The sequence below is a fragment of the Achromobacter sp. UMC71 genome, from assembly GCF_014170305.1.
Taxonomy (GTDB): Bacteria; Pseudomonadota; Gammaproteobacteria; order Burkholderiales; family Burkholderiaceae_B; genus Achromobacter.
On record NZ_LZZT01000031.1, the window covers coordinates 110,857 to 127,942 of the forward strand.

Here is a 17,086-nt window from a genome sequence, read left to right on the forward strand (position 1 = left end):
GAGACAACCGTGAATGCCGCAGAAACACAACGCATCCCGCCGATCCGGACCCGCAAGCTCGGGCACCTGGTCCTGATGGTGCGTGACCTGGAAGCGTCGACGCGCTTCTATACCGAGGTGATGGGCCTGAAAGTATCGGACCGCATCGCCGACCAGATGGTCTTCCTGCGCGCCGGCGAAGACCACCACGATCTGGCCCTGTCGCGCCTGCCGGCCGACGCGCCCGACCGCGACGACCTGCCGCGCTATACGCGGCCCGGGCTGGAGCATTTCTCGTATTACGTGGAATCGGTGGAAGAAATGAAGCGCGCCGTCGACGTAGCGCGCGCGCAGGGCGTGCAGATCGAGCGCGGCATCGGCCAGCATGGGCCAGGCAGCAACTGGTTCCTGGTGTTCAAGGACCCGGACGGCAACAACGTCGAGATCTACACCGACATGGAACAGATCGCCGCCGACGCCAAGCACGAACCGCAGATCTGGGCCCGCGATTTGGAATCGTTCGACCGGCACCGCCTGGCGCATTTCGTGGTGCAGCCGTCCCCGGCCATCCTAGCGGCCAAGGAAGGCCGGCCCGCGCCCGGCAAGAAAGACAAGCCGGAATGACCCAAGGCGCACAATGACTCCCCTTTCCCTTCTGACGCCGTTTCCGGAGCTGGATCCCGCGCAGCGCGCCGCCATGCTGGCGCTGGGCCCGGACTGGGCCGGCGATATCCAGGGCAACCGGCGCCAGGTCTGCGAGATCTACGACGCCGTCCATGACGCCCTGCCCGCGCATGGTCTGCGCGCCGTGCCCGCGCAAGCCTATGGCGACGACCCGCGTCAGCAGCTTGACCTGTACCTGCCGCCCGGCGACGGCGCCGCGCGGCCCATCGTGGTCTTCGTGCATGGCGGCGCTTTCCTGCGCGGCAGCAAGGACGCCACGCCGCACATCTACGCCAACGTGCCCAAGCGGTTTGCGCGCGCCGGCTGCATCGGCGTGAACCTCGAATACCGCCTGGCACCGCAGGCGCCCTATCCCGCCGGCGCCGAAGACGTGGCGGCGGCGGTGGACTGGCTGCGCCGGCACGCCGCTGCCTGGGGCGGCGACCCGCGGCGCATCGTGCTGATCGGCCATTCCGCGGGCGGCAGCCACGTCGCCACCTATCTGACCGATCCGCGTTTCCAGGGCCAGGCCGACGGCGTGGCGGCCGCGGTGCTGATCAGCGCCCGGCTGGACGCCGATACGCTGCCCGGCAACCCCAATGCCGCGGGCGTGGTGGCCTACTACGGCGCGGATCCGGCGCAGCAGCGCCGCCATGCGCCGATGGCGCACGCCGGCGCCATGGCCGTGCCGCTGATGATCGCCGTGGCCGAACACGAAAACCCCTATCTGGATCTGTACGCCTTGCAGTACGCGGCGCGCGTGACCGCCGCGGGCCGGATGCCGCGCTTCGTCCAGGTGCCCAAGCACAACCACACGTCCATCGTCGCGCACCTGGGCTGCGCCGACGGCGGCTTCGACGCGACGCTGCTGGATTTCGTTGCGGCCCACACGGCCGCCCTGCCCCCTTCCCCGCCCGCTGCCTTCGCGCCGGGACGCTCGTCCTGAGGAACCTTCCATGTCACATCCTTCGCTGCGCGGCGTGTTCGCGCCCGTGGTCAGTCCGTTTCGCGCGGATTCCTCCCTGAACGTGCCGGCGTTCGTCGCGCACTGCCAACGGCTCGTTTCCGACGGCGCCGGCCTGGCGATTTCCGGCACCAATAGCGAGGCTTGCTCGGAAACCTTCGACGAGCGCATGACGCTGGTCGAGGCCGTGATCGACGCCGGCATTCCGCCCGAACGCATCCTGGTGGGCACGGGCTGCTGCGCCGTAGACGACGCCGTCGCCCTGACCCGTCACGCGCTGGAACAAGGCTGCGCCGGCACGCTGGTGCTGCCGCCCTACTTCTTCAAGAACGCCCACGAAGACGGCGTGTTCGCCTACTACCGTCAACTGATCGAACGGGTCGACAACCCTGCCTTGCGTATCGTGCTGTATCACATCCCCGCGGTGTCCGGCGTGCCCATCACGCTGTCGCTGATCGAGCGGCTGGCGGCGGCGTACCCGCAGCACATCGTCGGCGTGAAAGACAGTTCGGGCGATTGGGACAACCTGACCGCCATGCTGGCGCGGTTCCCGCAGCTGTCGATCTTTCCCGCCTCTGAAGTGCTGATGCTGCGCAGCCTGGAACTGGGCGCGGCGGGCTGCATTTCGGCCACCAACAATATCAATGCGCGCGACATCGCGCTGGCCTATGGCTCGCCCGCACAAGCCGCGCGTCTGGGTGACAGCATCACGGCGGCGCGCAAGACCGCCGAGCAGTTCCCCATGGTGGCCGCCGTCAAGCACACCCTGTCGCTGCTGACGGGCGACGACGGCTGGCGCCACCTGCGTCCGCCGCTGGTACCGCTGGATGCGGACACGGCGGCGCTGGTCGAGGGCCGCATGCGCGCCGCGCTGCCGGCGCTGTCGGCGCCGCGGCCATGACGCCAACCACCCGCCCAGGAGACGCCGCATGAACCCTTCCTGCACGCTGGACCAGCTGTTCCTGCAAGCCCGCAGCCACAACGGCTGGCTGCCCGGCGAGATCGACGACGCCGAACTCGAAGCGCTGTACGAGCTGGTGCGCCACGGCCCCACCAGCGCCAACACCAGTCCCATGCGGCTCGTATTCGTCAAGACGCCGCAGGCCAAAGCGCGCCTGCTGCCGGCGCTGGCGCCCGCCAACGTGACCAAGGTGCAAGGCGCGCCGGTGACGGCCATCGTGGCGTACGACAGCGCCTTTCACCAGTTGGGCACGACGCTGTTTCCGCACCGGCCGTCGCAGTACGACGCGTTTGCCGCGGACCCGGCGCTGGCGCAGGAAACCGCGCTGCGCAACAGCTCCCTGCAGGGCGGCTACCTGATCCTGGCCGCGCGCGCCTTGGGAATGGACTGCGGGCCGCTGTCCGGCTTTGACGCCGGCGCGGTGAACCGGGAGTTCTTCGCCGACAGCACCTGGCGAGTGAACTTCCTGTGCAACCTGGGCAAGGGGGATCCGGACCGGCTCTTCCCGCGCCTGCCGCGCCTGGACTTCGCGCAGGCCTGCCGTATCGCATAACCGACCCGGCAACGCCGGGCGGATACATAAAAAAGACAGAGGAGACATCATGACAAGCATCATCAACCCTGGCAGGCGGCGCTTCAGCCTGGGCGCGATCACCCTGCTGGCCGGCGCCCCGTTCGCCGCGCGGGCCGAGGAACCCTGGCCGAACCGCCCCGTCACGATCGTGGTGCCGTTCTCGCCGGGCGGCAATACCGATCTGATCGCGCGCATGATGGCCGAGAGGCTGGGCCAGCGCGTGGGCAAGCCGTTCATCGTCGACAACCGCGGCGGCGCGGGCGGCCTGATCGCGGCCGAATATGTGGCCCGCGCCAAGGCCGATGGGCAGACCCTGTTCATGTCGACCATGACGCAGATCGTGACAGCGCCCATGACCAACAAGATCCGCTACGACCCCATCCGCGATTTCACGCCCATCATCAACGTGGGCGGCAATCCGTTCGTGCTGGCGGCCAGCGCCCGCCACGGCTTCAAGACGCTGGCGGATCTGGTGAGCTACGGCCGCGCCAACCCCGGCGCCCTGAACGTGGGCCACGCCGGGACCGGCGGGTTGACGCATCTGTCGGCGCTGCTGTTCCTGAGCCGCGCCGGCGTGCAGGCGACGATGGTGCCGTACCGCGGCGGCGCGCAAGCGCTGGCGGACGTACTGGCCGGACAGATCGACCTGTACAGCGCCAGCGTGTCCGAAGTGCTGCCGCACGCCAATACCGGCAAGCTGTCGCTGCTGGCGGTGTCCAGCGCCAAGCGGCTGCCGCAATTGCCGGACCTGCCCGCCATCGCCGAAACGTATCCGGGCCACACGGTGGAAACCTGGAACGGCCTGGTTGGCCCCGCGGGCATGCCCGAGCCGGTGCTGACCCGGCTGGCCGACGAAGGCCGCCGCATCGTCGCCGACCCGGCGTTCCGCGCCCGCCTGGAAGAAGCCGGCATCACACCCTACGGCGAACTGCGCGACGCCTTCGCCGCCCGCATCAAGACGGAACAGGGCCTGTGGCAACCGGTGATCGAAGCGGCGGGCATCGAGCCGCAGTGACGCGCGCATCCGCCGGGCCGCCCTCGTGCGGCCCGGCGACTTCGCGCAGGCAGTCGATGAAGGTCTGGCACGCGGCGCTGGGCTCGCGGTGCAAGCGCACCGAAAAACCGACGGTGCCGAACGCGCCCGTTTCCGGCAGATTCAGGATCCGCAGCAAACCCGCGTCCGAGAACTGCCGCGCCGCGGCGCGCGGCATCAACGCCACGTGCGGGGTATGCAGCAGCAGGCCGATGTTGGTCAGGATCGACAACGATTCGATGATGTCCGTCGGCAGCGGCAGGCCGGCAGCGCGGAACAGGTGCTCGGCCGCCAGCCGCGCCGGCGAGTCCGGCGTGGGCAGGATCCATGGCGACCGGGTCAGCTGCGCCAGATGGGTGACCCGGTCCGCCGCCGACCCGTAGCCCTTGCCCACCACCACGCACAGCGCTTCGTCGAACAGGGCGTGGTGGCGCAGCGCGTGCGCGTTGGCCAGCGGCAGCTCCGGTTCGGGCAGGCGGCCGACGACGATATCCAGCTCGCCTGCGGCCAGCGCGGGAAACAGGTGCGCAGTGGCGCCTTCGCGCACGGTGACCAGCACCCCGGGCATGCGCGCTTTCAACCGCGCGATCGCATTGGGCAGCAGACGCGCCGACGCCGAGATCAGCGTGCCGATGGTCACGTGCCCGCTCGCCCCCAGGCGGAAATCGTTCAGTTCGTCGGTCATGCCCCGCAACTCGGCCATCAGCAGCTTGACCCGGCGGCCCAGCAACGCCCCCAGTTCAGTCGGCGCCACGCCCCGGTTGGAACGTTCGAACAACGGGCCGTCGAAACAGGCCTCGAGTTCCTGGATGACCTTGGTCACCGCCGGCTGCGACAGCCGCAATTCATGGGCCGCGCCGATCACGGAGCCGGCCTCGAGCACCCGCCCGAAGATCATCAGCTGGTTCAGCTTCAAGCGGCGGATCAGCGACAGATCGCTCAAGGGAAGCGCTTGCGCGGCATGCATGTCTGGTTCCTCTGTCCGGATGCGATGAAGGACGTCCGGCCTGGCTGGCCGGGCGCCACCTGCCGCGATTCTGGTGCATGCGCCAGCTTCTGCATATTCAGGAAGGCCCTTATGTATACAGCTTTAAATCCGCTGAATACGACGGGCAAGCCGCTGCCGTTTGCCGCGACGCGCGACCCTGCCCGCTATAACCAAATCGCCGGTCGCTATAAGCAGACTGTCGAATAAACCCACCCTTCTCGTTCGTATACTTTTAATCATTAATGTATACACAAAAAAGCAACGTTGACCGAGAACCTGACCCGCCTGGCGGGCAGGACGCTCACCGAGGAGGGCAAGCCCAATGAAGAGACTTTCGGCAGTGGCGGCCGTGGCGGCGCTGTTCGCGTGTTCCGGGGCGCACGCCCAGACCCGCGTCTGGCTGTCCGGCTACATCGACATGAACATCAAGCACCTGCAGCAGTCGGGCCCCGGCTCCACCACGCGCATGTCCAGCGGCGGCCTGAACAACTCCCGCTTCAACCTGAGCGGCGTCGAGGAACTGGGCGACGGCAACAAGGCGATTTTCACGATCGAGCCCATGTTCTCGGCCAACAACGGCCAGCAGGCCGCGCAGTATCGCCAGTCGTTCGTGGGGCTCAAGGGCAACTGGGGCGAGCTGACGCTGGGCCGGCAGTTCACCCCGTCGTACTGGATCGCCGGTTATGCCGACCCGAGCTGGGCCGCCGAATTCAGCATGGTCAACAACATGGAGTTCTTCTACGCGTCCTATCGCGTGGACGGCGCGGTCCAATACAAGACGCCGACGTTCCACGGCGTCACGGGCCGCTTCATGATGACCAACGGCGAAGGCGGCAGTTCGAAGGCGGGCCGCTTCATCAGCACCGCGCTCGAATACCGGGAAGGCCCGCTGTTCCTGGGTCTGGCCAGCGAACAGCAATACACGCGCGACATATTCCGCTCGTCCGAGGTGCATTCCTCGCGCGACAACTATTTCTCGGCTGTCTACCGCATCGGCTCGGTAGAACCGACGTTCATCTTCCACACCTACAACGGCTACTACGCGTACCCGCCCTACACGGCGTTCAATGCCCAGGGCTGGGACGCGCAGCTTGGCGTGCGCTGGAACATCGATGGCCGCAACCGCCTCTATGCCAGCGTGGTCCACCGCCACGACAACGAAAGCAAGAGCCTGTCCAGCGCCAACGGCTTCGTGCTGGGCTTGATCCACGGTTTGTCCAAGCGCACCGATCTGTACGCCAGCGTCGCCCACGTCCAGCACCGCCAGGCGGCGCCCGTACCGTATCCGGTGACGTTCCAGAACTATCCCAACGCCGGCCAGAACCCGACCGGATACCAGGTCGGCATCCGCCACGCCTTCTGACAGCCCGCCGCCATTGCCGCATCCGGCAAGCCCCCTGTACCCAAGGAGATTGCATGTCCCGTCACCCCCACCTCTGGTCCGCCCGCATCGCCGGCCCCGCCTTCGCATCCCTGTTGCTGGCCGGCGCCGCGCTGCCGGCGTTCGCCCAGACCGCGCCCGCCAAGCCGGCCGCCGCGGCCCAGACACCCGGCACCCCCAGCGTGCAGGACCCCTACCTGGCCCAATGGCTGCGCCTGACGCCCGACCGCCGGCCCGTGCCGCTCAAACCCGGCGTGGACTATGGCATGGACCCGGCGACCGGCCAGTTCATCTGGCCCAAGGCCACGCCTGAAGTCCACACCGGCCAGAAATTCCCCGGTGAGATGGCCACGTGGGACAAGCAAAGCTACGCCAAGAACGTCAAGGTGCTGGCCTTCTACCCCGGCGTGGGCTCGCCTTTCCATGCCTGGAACAACATCGCCGACTTCGAGGGCCGCCGCTACCTGTACGTGCACGACCGCGACTACCTGCGCATCCTCGACGTGACCGACCCCGCCCATGGCAAGGTCGTCTACTCGAAGGGCGGCGTCTGGGGCCCGAAGGGTTCCAGCGAAAAATACGACCCCAATACGGTCCAGGACTACCTGGGCGGCGCCACCATCGCCTGGAGCAAGAAGCTGGGCAAGCCGGTGCTGGTCGCCTCGTTCGAGATCGGCCGCTACGGCTTGATGAACGAAAAGCTGGAACAGCCCGACAAGGTGGCCGCCCAGCGCCAGTACAACTCGCTCAAGGGCTTCAAGGTCTTCGTCATGGATGGCCCCCTGCCCAGCCAGTGGCGCCTGATCGCCACTCGCACGACGGACTACCAGCATCCGGACGCGCCCGTCGGCCAGCAACGCGGGTCCGGCTCGTTGGATGCGCCCGAGTACTACGGCGGCAAATACATGATCCTGTCCGCCGCCCCGGATGACAGCTACGGCCTGACCGAGTATCCGAACTACCTGTATTCCCCTGGCTACCAGGTCTGGGACATGTCCGACCCCGCTAACCCGAAGTTCGTTTCGCAGATCGCGGTGCCGGGCCAGATCCTGGGCGACAAGGACCATGAAGAGGCCTACCTGATGAATCCGCGGGCCGGCAACCGCACGTCGTGGATGGGGTCGCGCAATCCCATTTTCCTGTCGCAGCCGCTGGAAAACGGCGGCAAGGTCGGTTTCGGCGCCATGGGCGGCCTGGGCGTGTATGCCTTCGACCTGTCGGACCCGGCCAAGCCCAAGCTGCTCAGCGGCGTCAACACGGCGCCCAGCTTTGCCGGCACCGAGTTCGACAATGCCGACGTCAGCCAGTACGCGCGCACCGGCTACGTGTTCGCCAACGGCTATCCGATGAACCGCGATTGCTACGAGCCCTACAAGGACATCTTCGTCATCGACGCCCGCGATCCGTCGCACCTGAAGGTCGCGGCCAAGATGCCACAGCCGGAAGTGCCGGCCGGTGCGCCGTTCACGAGCTTCTGCCAGCGCGGCGGCAACTTCGGACCGAAGCGCGCCAACGCCATCGGCCAGCCCGGCCAGTGGCGCCAGGGCATCGTGCCCTACTCGTTCTACAACGCGGGCGTGCAGATCTTCAACGTGGAAGATCCCGCCAAGCCCAGCATCGCGGGCTACTTCGTCCCTGCCTTGGCCGACGAGTCCGAACTGCCCGTCTATACGCTGGGCAAGGGGGTGTTCTCGATCTACACCGAATACGATCGCAACATTATCTGGGCCTTCACGGAAAACGGCGCCTACGCCTTGTCGACGCCGCTGCTGGGCGAACCCAAGCTGGGCATGGCCGACAAGCCCTGGCCGGCGCGGTAAGGCGCGGGTGCGGCGCGCCTCAGTCCGCCGCCGCGGCTTCCAGCATGATCGCCGGCTCGAGCCGGTTGCCGCCCAGCGCCTTGGCTCGGTACAGGGCCTGGTCGGCGCGCGCCAGCGCGTCGGCCAGCGGCGGCGCGTCGCCGGCAAAGTGCGCCAGCCCGATGCTGACGGTGGCGCGTATGCCGATGCCTTCCACTGGGTGGGCGATCGTTTCCGCGAAACGCCTGGCCGCGGAGTCGCCCAGCGCCTGGGCGTGGGCAGCGTCCTCCCCCACCAGCAGCGCCGCGAACTCCTCGCCGCCGATGCGGGCCAGGATGGCCTTGGGGCCCATCGCGTCGCGCACGATCCGCGCGAACGCCTTCAACACCTGATCACCGGCCTGATGGCCGTGGCGATCGTTGATGGCCTTGAACTGGTCCAGATCGAACGCCAGCACGGCGACCTGGCCGTGCCCCGCCGCGCCGTCGATGGCGCGGGCGCCCTGCTCGAAGAACCAGCGGCGGTTGCCCAGGCGGGTCAGGTAGTCGGTCTGGGATTCCAGCACCAGCCGGTTCAGCGTTTCTTCACGGATCAGCTTGATCAGCGCCATCGGCAGGATCACCGAATACAGCACCCCTTCGTACATCGTGACGTTGCTGGCCAGCACCTGCACGGACGGGCCGTGCGCAGCCACCCACCCGGGCAGCAGCATGGCCCGGCCGACGTAGACCAGCGCGTGGATGCTGGAGACCGCCACGGCGATGTAGCGGGTCTTGAACGCTTTCAGGGATTCGCAGCGCCACAACTCCCAGGCCGTCGCAGCGCTGACAAGCGCGATGGGAAAGGCGCTGACGTATTTCCAGACCAGCGCCTGCCCGCCCGCGCCGGCCACGAGCCAGATCAGCGCCATGACGGCCAGCAAGGCCAGCGACCCCGTGCGGTAACGCCGGCCGCTCAAGGACGCGACACCATTGAGCACCAGCAGGTAGCCGCTCAGGATGACAAGGTTGCTCAAGGGCGAGCCCAACGCGCTGGGCACGTCCGCCCGGAACAGCACCAAGGTACAGCCGGCCGCCAACGTGGCGAACCCCGCGGCAAGGACGCGCAGCGACCGGCTGCGCGAGGGATGAGTCCGATGCTCCCAGAACGTCAATCCGGCGCTGACCAGAAGCGTTCCAATAATGATGAAGTACAGGGTGAGGAGATCGACGGACATCTCGAATCGAGAGGGTTGGCGCCGGGAGATTGTGGCGACAATCGCAATTCTAGGGGGAAATCCACCGCGCGGATGTGACGGCGCGGCGGTTACGCCGGGCCTCGCTGCCGATGAAAAAAAGGGGCCGGACGAGCGGAAAGACAGCGAAAACGGTGTCAGACTGCAATTAATTCCCCCCGTTGCTGCGATTTGCAGTCAACTTACGCCCCAATAGCGCGGGAAACATGATGCTGCGCACGCGGTGATGCGGCATCCTTCGCCTTCCCGCCGCCCCTCCAGACCGCTTTCGAGGCACCCTCCCATGGCCAATCGCTCGTATCTGTACAGCTTGAGCAACCGCCCCACGTCCTATGCCGACCGGCCCGAGACGATTTCCGGGCTGTCCGAATGGCCGTACGACGTGCCGTTCATGTACCGGCTGCTGATGTCGGGCGATCCGCAACTGTGCGCGTCGCTGATCTCGGACGGACTGGACGATGACGAACCCGGCAAGCGCACCCAGCTCTACGCGATCAGCAGCCCGTTCGATCCGGGTTTTGCACGCGTCAAGCGCTTTGCCGAAATCCTGCGCGTGGCGGTGGCCGTGCTGCCGCCGGCCATGTCCGCCCCCGCCGCGCAAGCCCGGCCCGCGTCGTTCCTGGATCGCCTGAAGCAGCTGTTTTCACCCGGCAAAAAGACCATTTCGTCGATTCCCGTGCAGGCGGCGACCCAGTCGTACGCGCCCCCGTCCCACCTGCTGGTCGAACTGGACGAAACCATCGCCTTTCTGCAGGCCCACCGCGACAGCTATCTGCTGCTGGAAACGATCGAGCTGGACATCATGAGCGAGTCCGGCGAAGCGGCGCTGAAAGCCAGCGTGGAACAGGAGCTGGCGCGGTGCAAACATGCAGGCGCGGCGCTGGACGCGCTGCCGGCCGACATCACCGAAGCGGCGCGCCAGCTGAAACTGGCCACGGTGCAACAGGCCGAAGAGCCGCTGGACGTGCTGTTCGGCTTGCGGCTGGACAACGACTTCGACAGCACCCGCGACAACGCCACGGAATATCCGCTGGGCCTGTACTGGACCGACGTGCTGTATTTTGAACTGTTCAACCGCAGCGAATACGAAGCGCAACAACGCTAGGCGCGGCCGCGCATCGCGGCGCTTGCGGCGCGTTCCCCCCGGGGCTCATCCCCGACGCGCCGCCTCGATGGCCGCGACATCGATCTTGCCCATCTGCATCATGGCTTCGAAGGTGCGCTTGGCCACGCCCGGATCGGGGTCGGTGATGGCGTCGGTCAGCACGCGCGGGGTGATCTGCCACGACAGGCCCCATTTGTCCTGGCACCAGCCACAGACGTTCTCTTTGCCGCCGTTGCCAACAATGGCGTTCCACAAACGGTCGGTCTCTTCCTGATCGTCGGTGGCGACCTGAAACGAAAAGGCCTCGTTGTGCTTGACGCCCGCGCCGCCGTTCAGGCCCAGGCACGGAATGCCCATCACCGTGAATTCCACCGTCAAGACATCGCCTTGTTTGCCGGACGGAAAATCGCTGGGCGCATGCATGATCCTGCCCACCGCGCTGTCGGGAAACGTCTTGGCGTAGAACTGGGCGGCTTCCAGCGCGCCGCCGTCATACCAAAGGCAAATCGTGTTCTTGCTGACCATCCTGGTTCTCCTGTCAATGACAAGCCGGCGGGCCGGTGCCGCTGTATGGCGGGCAGGGGCCGCGTGAGGGATACTGCGCAGTCGAGAATACTGCGCGCGGCCACCCGGCGGGCGTTACCAAGCGTTGGCAAATGTCGACGGCCGCCGCGCTACAGATTGGCGCGCAGCCAGTCTTCCATGCCGGTCACCGCAATACCATGGCGGGCGTTGAATGTCTCGGCCGGATCCCAGGCCACGCCGCGCCCTTCGGCGAACACGGCACGATACTTGCGCATGGAATCATCCGGCTCGGCGGCCAGTTGGCGCTTCAGTTCAGGCACCGTCCATTCGTGGCGCGCGATCTGGCCGCCGCGCGTGCGCTCCAGGGCGTCGGCGACTTGGCGGTAGGTCACGGTGTCCCCGGCAACGAACACCGCCTGGTTGGCGATGCGCGGCTCGGCGAACAGGATTTCGGCCGTCAGCTTGCCGATGTCGTCGGCAGTCGTCAGGGTCACGGCGGTGTCCAGACTGCCCAACGCGTTGACCGTGTTGGCCGCCAGGTCGACCACGCCGAAGGACGGCTCGAACAGGAAGCTGGTGAACATGCCGGTCGAAACGATGACCCACTCGGTGGCCTGCTGCGCCCGCAGCATATCGCGCACGTCCAGCTGTTCGTCGAACAGGTCCTGCGGGCTACCCCGGCCGATGACGTCGTAGTCGACACCGAACTGCCAGGGCACGAAGCGCTTGACGCCCCCGTCCAGCGCGGCGCGCGCGATTTTGCGCTGCACGCCGGGGCCGCCGACGAATCCGGTGCACGAGATCACGGTCTGGTAGCGGCTGAAGGTGGCGGCCAGGTCGGCGGCCGACTGCGTGGCCAGATCGCCCTGGACGATCTCGATGCCCAAGGCGCGCAGCTCGGCCAGCTCTTGCTGCTTCGCCGGCTCGCGGGACGCGATGGACGACGGGCGCAATAGCACCGAAAGCGAGCCGGCGCGCGGCGCCAGATGGCGCAGCACGGCCATGCCAAGCTGGCCGGCGCCCAGGACGAGAATGGCGTTCTGATTCAACATGGGGGTCCTCGCGGGATGAAGGGATATCTGGAAAACAGGCCGCAGCCGATCGAAAGGCCGATGCGGCACAACGCGGTCGTCAGGTGATAGCCAGTGTAGGAGCGGGCCGGGCGGCCATTGTTCGCGCTGCCTGAATACACAACGCGCGGACAACGGGCCTGCCAGCACCGCGGCATTGTTAACATCGCCCCATCCCCGCCGCATTCGGCGCGCGCACGCCGCCGCGAGCGGCACACGCACTTTCAGCAGGCCTGGCTCATGGACAAACTTCAAGCGATGGCGACGTTCGTACGGGTCGTCCAGGCGCGCAGCTTCAGCCGCGCGGCCCAGTCGCTGGCGATGCCGCGTTCGTCGGTCACCACCGTCATCAAGCACCTGGAGGCCCACCTGGGCACGCCGCTGCTGCGGCGCAGCACCCGCAGCCTCAGCCTGACCGACGCGGGCGCGCGTTACCTGGCGGCCTGTCAGGGCATCCTGGCCGATATCGCCGCGGCGGAAAGCGACGTGTCCGCCACCACCCATGCGCCGCGCGGCCGGGTCCGCGTGGACATGCCGGGCACCATCGGCCGGGCGCTCGTGGTGCCGCGCCTGATTGAATTCGAGGCCCGTTATCCGGATATCGAAGTGGTGCTGGGGCTGAGCGACCGGCCGGCCGACCTGATCCACGAAGGTATCGACTGCGCGATCCGCAGCGGCACGCTGGCCGATTCGACGCTGGTGGCGCGCCGGCTGGGCCGGTTGACGTGGCTGACCTGCGCGTCGCCCAAATACCTGGCCCGCTTCGGCGAGCCGGATTCCGTGCAAGCGCTGGCTTCGCACCGCATTGTCAATTACGTGTCCAACGCCACCGGCCGGCCGCTGGACTGGCGCTTCCAGGTGGACGGCGAGGAAACCGCGGTGGCGCTGCCCAGCCGTTATGCCGTCAACGAGACCGAGGCCTACCTGCACTGCGGCCTGGAGGGCCTGGGCCTGATCCAGCTGTCCGAAGTGGCCGCCGCCATCTACCTGCGCAGCGGCCGCCTGCGCGAAGTGCTGCCGCACACCCGCTGCGAGCCGGTGCCGATTGCCATCGTCTATCCGCAAGCCCGGGCCACGGCGGCGGTCAAGACCTTCGTGGACTGGATCATCGAGATCACGCGGGCCGAGCTGGCGCAATAATGCGGGACCGACGCATGACCAAGTAGTCTACGCACAGACGGCTTTTCGCCCGTAAGTGACGAATTCATCACTCATCTACAATCCGGGGTCACATTGGCTGCCACTGGCGGCCGGTCCGTAGCCCCAGGTAGCATGACGCGCGCGAAGAAACCCGCTCCCAGAAAGAGAAGCACTCCCTCCCGAACGAATTCCCGGTCCGCCGGACGCATTCCCCGCTTCCTGCGGGCGCTGGTCGTCACCTCGCTGGCCAGCTTCGGCGCCGCCACCTACATGCTGAATCCGCAGTGGCGGATGCCGGCCTCGGCCAGCGACCTGCTGTCGCGGCTGGGGTGGCCGTCGCAAGAGCGCACGGCGCCGGTGGCCTTGCCCACGCCCAACTCGGCGCTGGTCCAGACCACTTTCACGGAATGCCCGCAGTTCTTCCCGAACGCACGTCCGCCCGCCGTGCCCGCCAGCCAGCGGCTGCGCGAGGTCTGTTTTTCATCATTCGCAATCCTGCACAACGGCCAGACCAAGACGCCCGTGTTCGTGGCGGAACGGCTGAACCGGCAGAACCTGGCCCAGGCCAAGGGGCTGCACCGCACCGACAAGTTCTACGCCGACGCGCGGCTGCCGCGCGCCGAGCGCGCCGAACTGGACGACTACCGGGGCTCGGGCTATTCCCGCGGCCACATGGCGCCGGCGGGCGACATGGCCACGTCCGACGCCATGGCGCAGAGCTTTTCGCTGGCGAACATGGTGCCGCAGGATCAGACCCACAATGCCGGTCCCTGGAGCCGCATCGAGCAGGACACGCGCCAGTATGTGATGCGGGCGGCGGGCGACGTGTATGTGTTCACCGGACCGGTCTATGACTCCCGCCCCAAGACTATCGGGTCGGGCGTGGCCGTGCCCACGTACCTCTACAAGGTGGTGTATGACGCCACCAGCGGGCGATCGTGGGTGCACTGGCAGGCCAACAGCGCCAACACCAAGGCGGGCCCGCCGATCAGCTACGACGAATTCGTCAAGCGCACGGGGATGCGGCTGCTGCCCTGAGAATCAGAATTTTCCAATGGCCGCATGAGGCAAGCCTACGTAGGCTGCTAGCTTTTTGCGCAATCCTGCAAGCCTCGGCAACGCCGCTTGTTCGTCGCCGGGTCCGGCCAGGATCCGCGCCAGAGGCCGGTGCCATGGATGTGAAAATTCCGCTCGTCCGTTTCCTTTCCCCAGGTGACGAACAGCGTTTCTTCGACGCGTTGACGGCCATCCCCGCCATCAAGAACCATACGGGCAAAGGGCCGGATTTCACCCTGAAGATCGACCGCCGCAGGCTCAGTACCGCCATGCTGCGTGAATTGCTCGCGTTGCTGGTGCGCTATGGCGCGGATCTGTCTGCCTTATGCCCGTTGGCCCGTGAAAAGAAGTTCTGGTGGCTCAACGAACCGGGCAATTACTGGCATAAACCTCTGCTCCCCCCGCCCGCCGCGCCTGCCAGCGTCTATCAATACGCCCCGTACATCTTCGACGACCTGAGTTAAAGCCTACGGCTACTCGGGATGCCGGCACGCAGCCGCGTTGTACAGCACCGGCATCCGCCCTTGCCAGCGCTGCCAAGTTTCGCCCCCCATCACCAGCTCGGCCATGAAATGCGCGACGTTGATGCGGCTGGTCTTGCCGGCATCGAAAATGGCGCTGCGGATGGGCGAGGGATGCGCCTCGTAGGCGGTGACCGCGTCCTGATCGACCAGGCTGTCCGGACGCACGACGACCCATTGGACCGCGCCGTGGTTCTGGCCAATGGCGGTGCGCAGATAAGCGGCGGCCTGCTCGTTGTCGGCATGCGGCGGCACCAGCGCACGCACCAGGCCCACCACGCAACGCTGCGCGAACGGCACGGGCTCGGCCAGATCGCGATTGCGGTTCCCCGCCGTGTTCATCAAGACAAAGCGGACCGGCGCGGCAGGCGGGCTGGCCTTGACCGCCTGGCACAACCGGCGCACCGCATCCGCAACCAGTCGCCGCGGCGGACCGTAGATGCCCTTCAGGCTCATGGTGTGACCCAGGCAGGACGCAATGGCAGTGCAACCGCTGACATACCGGGCCAGATCGGCATCGGCCAGGTCCGACACGCCAGCCTGAATCAGCGACAGTCCTTTGTCGCCGGCAAGCTGCTCCAATGCCTGCGGCGTACGCACAATGGCACGCACCGGCTCCCCGCGGTCCAGCAATTGCCTGACCAGCAGCCGCCCCGTCGCCCCGCTGGCGCCGATTACCAACGTCGTCATTTTGGATCCCTGGGTTATTTATTATTCGAAAACATATGGCAACACTGCTGATCCGAGTCGGCGATATCATTTGCGCCGCCTGAATGCCTAAAAGGATAACCATGAAAAATGTCACCCGGACGGGTAGCCTGACCGCGGCACTGCTGCTTGCCTTGTGGACGGGCGGCGCCATGGCGCAATCCACGCCCGCGGCCCCTGCCCCCGCGCCGACTGGCACGGCCGAAGCGGGCAAGGCGGGCGCCATCCCGACGCCCGACGCCGTCAACCGCCCCATGACCGAGCCGGAATACTACGCCCGGATGGAAGCGGCGTTCGACAAGCAGGATATCAACGCCGACGGTTATCTCACCCGTGGTCCGCTCTTGAATGAAGCGACCTCCGAACAGGTGGCCGCGATGGATACCGACGGCGACGGGCGCATCAGCAAGGCCGAGTTTCTGGACTACGCGATGAAGAATTTCCGCAGCCGGCCCAAATACGAAATGAACCGCAAGCCCAAGCCCTGAAACCCTGGCGTTCGTGCGAGAATCGGGCCGTCATTTTCTTGTTAACGAATAGATACATAAGACAGAAAATCGGCAATTAGCGAATGCCATGGCGCGTGCTAATTTACGGCCCGGTAATACGTACCAGGTAAAACGTACCCAGTAAAACGTGCTCTGCCCTACCGACAACGCACTTCCTACTTTCCAAACGACACCCCCTATGCACATGAACCCCGATCGCGCCCCGGCATTCGCGCCCGCCAAGAAGCGGCTGATGTCCGGCATTTACGCTGTGGCCCTGGGCCTGGCTTTTGTGGCGGCGGCGCCGGTCATGGCGGCGCCGGGGGATGCTCCGGCATTGGCACCGGGCCAGCTTCCGCCCCGTCCCCAGTCCCAGGCCCAGCCGCAATCACAGCCGCAATCGCAATCGCCGGCGCTGCCTCCCCGGCAACCGCAGACCCAGCCCCAGGCGCAGCCACAACAAGCCCAGCCGCCGGCCGGCCAGGCCGCGGCCTCGGGCCAATCACTGCAACGGGTGCAGAAAACGGAAATCCTGAACCAGGCCGCCTATGAGCGCCTGCTCAACAACAGCGGCATCACCCTGCAGTGGCTCTGGAGCGACAATCGTGGCCACCTGACGGCCCGTGACGACCGCGACGTGGTGAGCCTGGAAGGCGGCCAGATCAACGGCGACGGCTCCGTGGAACTGCGCGGTGAAGTGGTCTCGATCTCGGCCGACCGCTTCACTTTCCGCGGCACCATCCTGATCCTGAACGCGCCCGACCCGGGCCGCCGCTGCGAGCGCACGGGCGACTATGAGTTCCGCGCCACCGGCAAGCGCAAATACTGGCGCCTGCAACAGATGGAAGCGTGCGGCGGCCTGACCGACTACGTCGACATCTACTATTGATCGCGCCG

General features: G+C 66.7%; 18 protein-coding genes. 13 read left to right on the forward strand and 5 right to left on the reverse strand.

The window, feature by feature from the left end:
• Window positions 1–33 precede the first annotated feature (33 nt).
• The 5 genes from A9974_RS14675 to A9974_RS14695 are packed head-to-tail and all read left to right on the forward strand — an operon-like array spanning window position 34 to window position 4,156.
• Window positions 34–603, forward strand: a complete 570-nt coding sequence (locus A9974_RS14675) for a VOC family protein (RefSeq protein ID WP_183005203.1) — start codon at window positions 34–36, stop codon at window positions 601–603.
• Window positions 604–616: 13 nt separating this feature from the next.
• On the forward strand, window positions 617–1,588 hold the full coding sequence (locus A9974_RS14680; protein WP_183004902.1) for an alpha/beta hydrolase: 972 nt from the start codon (window positions 617–619) through the stop codon (window positions 1,586–1,588).
• Between the two features lie 10 nt (window positions 1,589–1,598).
• On the forward strand, window positions 1,599–2,507 hold the full coding sequence (locus A9974_RS14685; RefSeq protein WP_183004903.1) for a dihydrodipicolinate synthase family protein: 909 nt from the start codon (window positions 1,599–1,601) through the stop codon (window positions 2,505–2,507).
• Between the two features lie 28 nt (window positions 2,508–2,535).
• Entirely contained in the window at window positions 2,536–3,120 is a 585-nt protein-coding gene (locus A9974_RS14690; RefSeq protein ID WP_183004904.1) for a malonic semialdehyde reductase, read from the forward strand.
• 49 nt (window positions 3,121–3,169) lie between these two features.
• Entirely contained in the window at window positions 3,170–4,156 is a 987-nt protein-coding gene (locus A9974_RS14695; RefSeq protein ID WP_183004905.1) for a tripartite tricarboxylate transporter substrate binding protein, read from the forward strand.
• Here the strand turns inward: A9974_RS14695 and A9974_RS14700 are convergent.
• Window positions 4,095–5,141 carry a LysR substrate-binding domain-containing protein gene (locus tag A9974_RS14700; protein ID WP_183004906.1) on the reverse strand — a complete coding sequence of 349 codons (1,047 nt, stop codon included), beginning with the start codon at window positions 5,139–5,141 and terminating at the stop codon, window positions 4,095–4,097. The genes A9974_RS14695 and A9974_RS14700 overlap by 62 nt on opposite strands.
• 343 nt (window positions 5,142–5,484) lie before the next feature.
• Between A9974_RS14700 and A9974_RS14705 the strand changes: the two genes are divergently transcribed.
• On the forward strand, window positions 5,485–6,525 hold the full coding sequence (locus tag A9974_RS14705) for a porin (protein WP_183004907.1): 1,041 nt from the start codon (window positions 5,485–5,487) through the stop codon (window positions 6,523–6,525).
• A gap of 53 nt (window positions 6,526–6,578) precedes the next feature.
• On the forward strand, window positions 6,579–8,363 hold the full coding sequence (locus tag A9974_RS14710) for a hypothetical protein (RefSeq protein ID WP_183004908.1): 1,785 nt from the start codon (window positions 6,579–6,581) through the stop codon (window positions 8,361–8,363).
• A gap of 19 nt (window positions 8,364–8,382) precedes the next feature.
• On the opposite strand, the gene A9974_RS14715 is transcribed toward A9974_RS14710, so the two are convergent.
• Window positions 8,383–9,558: a diguanylate cyclase gene (locus A9974_RS14715; RefSeq protein WP_183004909.1), complete on the reverse strand. Its 1,176-nt coding sequence runs from the start codon at window positions 9,556–9,558 to the stop codon at window positions 8,383–8,385.
• Between the two features lie 301 nt (window positions 9,559–9,859).
• Here A9974_RS14715 and A9974_RS14720 point away from each other — a divergent pair, with 301 nt between their 5' ends.
• Window positions 9,860–10,681 (forward strand): hypothetical protein, encoded by an 822-nt coding sequence (locus A9974_RS14720; protein WP_183004910.1) that lies wholly within the window; start codon window positions 9,860–9,862, stop codon window positions 10,679–10,681.
• Window positions 10,682–10,726: 45 nt separating this feature from the next.
• Here the strand turns inward: A9974_RS14720 and A9974_RS14725 are convergent, their stop codons facing one another.
• On the reverse strand, window positions 10,727–11,206 hold the full coding sequence (locus A9974_RS14725; RefSeq protein ID WP_183004911.1) for a VOC family protein: 480 nt from the start codon (window positions 11,204–11,206) through the stop codon (window positions 10,727–10,729).
• A gap of 149 nt (window positions 11,207–11,355) precedes the next feature.
• Window positions 11,356–12,258 (reverse strand): aromatic alcohol reductase, encoded by a 903-nt coding sequence (locus A9974_RS14730; RefSeq protein WP_183004912.1) that lies wholly within the window; start codon window positions 12,256–12,258, stop codon window positions 11,356–11,358.
• A gap of 258 nt (window positions 12,259–12,516) precedes the next feature.
• Between A9974_RS14730 and A9974_RS14735 the strand changes: the two genes are divergently transcribed.
• The 3 genes from A9974_RS14735 to A9974_RS14745 all read left to right on the forward strand — a co-directional run bounded on the left by A9974_RS14735 (window position 12,517) and on the right by A9974_RS14745 (window position 14,936).
• Window positions 12,517–13,416 (forward strand): LysR family transcriptional regulator, encoded by a 900-nt coding sequence (locus A9974_RS14735; RefSeq protein ID WP_183004913.1) that lies wholly within the window; start codon window positions 12,517–12,519, stop codon window positions 13,414–13,416.
• 132 nt (window positions 13,417–13,548) lie between these two features.
• The gene (locus A9974_RS14740) at window positions 13,549–14,454 is read left to right on the forward strand and encodes a DNA/RNA non-specific endonuclease (RefSeq protein WP_183004914.1); all 906 of its coding nucleotides are present in this window, start codon (window positions 13,549–13,551) and stop codon (window positions 14,452–14,454) included.
• A gap of 134 nt (window positions 14,455–14,588) precedes the next feature.
• On the forward strand, window positions 14,589–14,936 hold the full coding sequence (locus tag A9974_RS14745; RefSeq protein WP_183004915.1) for a hypothetical protein: 348 nt from the start codon (window positions 14,589–14,591) through the stop codon (window positions 14,934–14,936).
• 9 nt (window positions 14,937–14,945) lie between these two features.
• Here the strand turns inward: A9974_RS14745 and A9974_RS14750 are convergent, their stop codons facing one another.
• Window positions 14,946–15,683, reverse strand: coding sequence for an NAD(P)-dependent oxidoreductase (locus tag A9974_RS14750; protein WP_183004916.1), 738 nt, complete (start codon window positions 15,681–15,683; stop codon window positions 14,946–14,948).
• 101 nt (window positions 15,684–15,784) lie between these two features.
• Here A9974_RS14750 and A9974_RS14755 point away from each other — a divergent pair, with 101 nt between their 5' ends.
• A complete protein-coding gene (locus A9974_RS14755; RefSeq protein WP_183004917.1) occupies window positions 15,785–16,189 on the forward strand; it encodes an EF-hand domain-containing protein in 405 nt (134 codons plus the stop codon).
• 199 nt (window positions 16,190–16,388) lie between these two features.
• Complete coding sequence (locus tag A9974_RS14760) at window positions 16,389–17,078, forward strand: hypothetical protein (protein WP_183004918.1); 690 nt, start codon at window positions 16,389–16,391, stop codon at window positions 17,076–17,078.
• Window positions 17,079–17,086 lie beyond the last annotated feature (8 nt).

What these genes read in the sequence shown, in the direction of transcription:
- A9974_RS14710 (WP_183004908.1), top strand. Translation starts at nt 6,579, where the DNA reads ATGTCCCGTCACCCCCACCTCTGGTCCGCCCGCATCGCCGGCCCCGCC.
- A9974_RS14745 (WP_183004915.1), top strand. Translation starts at nt 14,589, where the DNA reads ATGGATGTGAAAATTCCGCTCGTCCGTTTCCTTTCCCCAGGTGACGAA.
- A9974_RS14685 (WP_183004903.1), top strand. Translation starts at nt 1,599, where the DNA reads ATGTCACATCCTTCGCTGCGCGGCGTGTTCGCGCCCGTGGTCAGTCCG.
- A9974_RS14680 (WP_183004902.1), top strand. Translation starts at nt 617, where the DNA reads ATGACTCCCCTTTCCCTTCTGACGCCGTTTCCGGAGCTGGATCCCGCG.
- A9974_RS14735 (WP_183004913.1), top strand. Translation starts at nt 12,517, where the DNA reads ATGGACAAACTTCAAGCGATGGCGACGTTCGTACGGGTCGTCCAGGCG.
- A9974_RS14750 (WP_183004916.1), bottom strand. Translation starts at nt 15,683, where the DNA reads ATGACGACGTTGGTAATCGGCGCCAGCGGGGCGACGGGGCGGCTGCTG.
- A9974_RS14720 (WP_183004910.1), top strand. Translation starts at nt 9,860, where the DNA reads ATGGCCAATCGCTCGTATCTGTACAGCTTGAGCAACCGCCCCACGTCC.
- A9974_RS14755 (WP_183004917.1), top strand. Translation starts at nt 15,785, where the DNA reads ATGAAAAATGTCACCCGGACGGGTAGCCTGACCGCGGCACTGCTGCTT.
- A9974_RS14705 (WP_183004907.1), top strand. Translation starts at nt 5,485, where the DNA reads ATGAAGAGACTTTCGGCAGTGGCGGCCGTGGCGGCGCTGTTCGCGTGT.
- A9974_RS14690 (WP_183004904.1), top strand. Translation starts at nt 2,536, where the DNA reads ATGAACCCTTCCTGCACGCTGGACCAGCTGTTCCTGCAAGCCCGCAGC.
- A9974_RS14740 (WP_183004914.1), top strand. Translation starts at nt 13,549, where the DNA reads ATGACGCGCGCGAAGAAACCCGCTCCCAGAAAGAGAAGCACTCCCTCC.
- A9974_RS14725 (WP_183004911.1), bottom strand. Translation starts at nt 11,206, where the DNA reads ATGGTCAGCAAGAACACGATTTGCCTTTGGTATGACGGCGGCGCGCTG.
- A9974_RS14700 (WP_183004906.1), bottom strand. Translation starts at nt 5,141, where the DNA reads ATGCATGCCGCGCAAGCGCTTCCCTTGAGCGATCTGTCGCTGATCCGC.
- A9974_RS14730 (WP_183004912.1), bottom strand. Translation starts at nt 12,258, where the DNA reads ATGTTGAATCAGAACGCCATTCTCGTCCTGGGCGCCGGCCAGCTTGGC.
- A9974_RS14695 (WP_183004905.1), top strand. Translation starts at nt 3,170, where the DNA reads ATGACAAGCATCATCAACCCTGGCAGGCGGCGCTTCAGCCTGGGCGCG.
- A9974_RS14760 (WP_183004918.1), top strand. Translation starts at nt 16,389, where the DNA reads ATGCACATGAACCCCGATCGCGCCCCGGCATTCGCGCCCGCCAAGAAG.
- A9974_RS14715 (WP_183004909.1), bottom strand. Translation starts at nt 9,558, where the DNA reads ATGTCCGTCGATCTCCTCACCCTGTACTTCATCATTATTGGAACGCTT.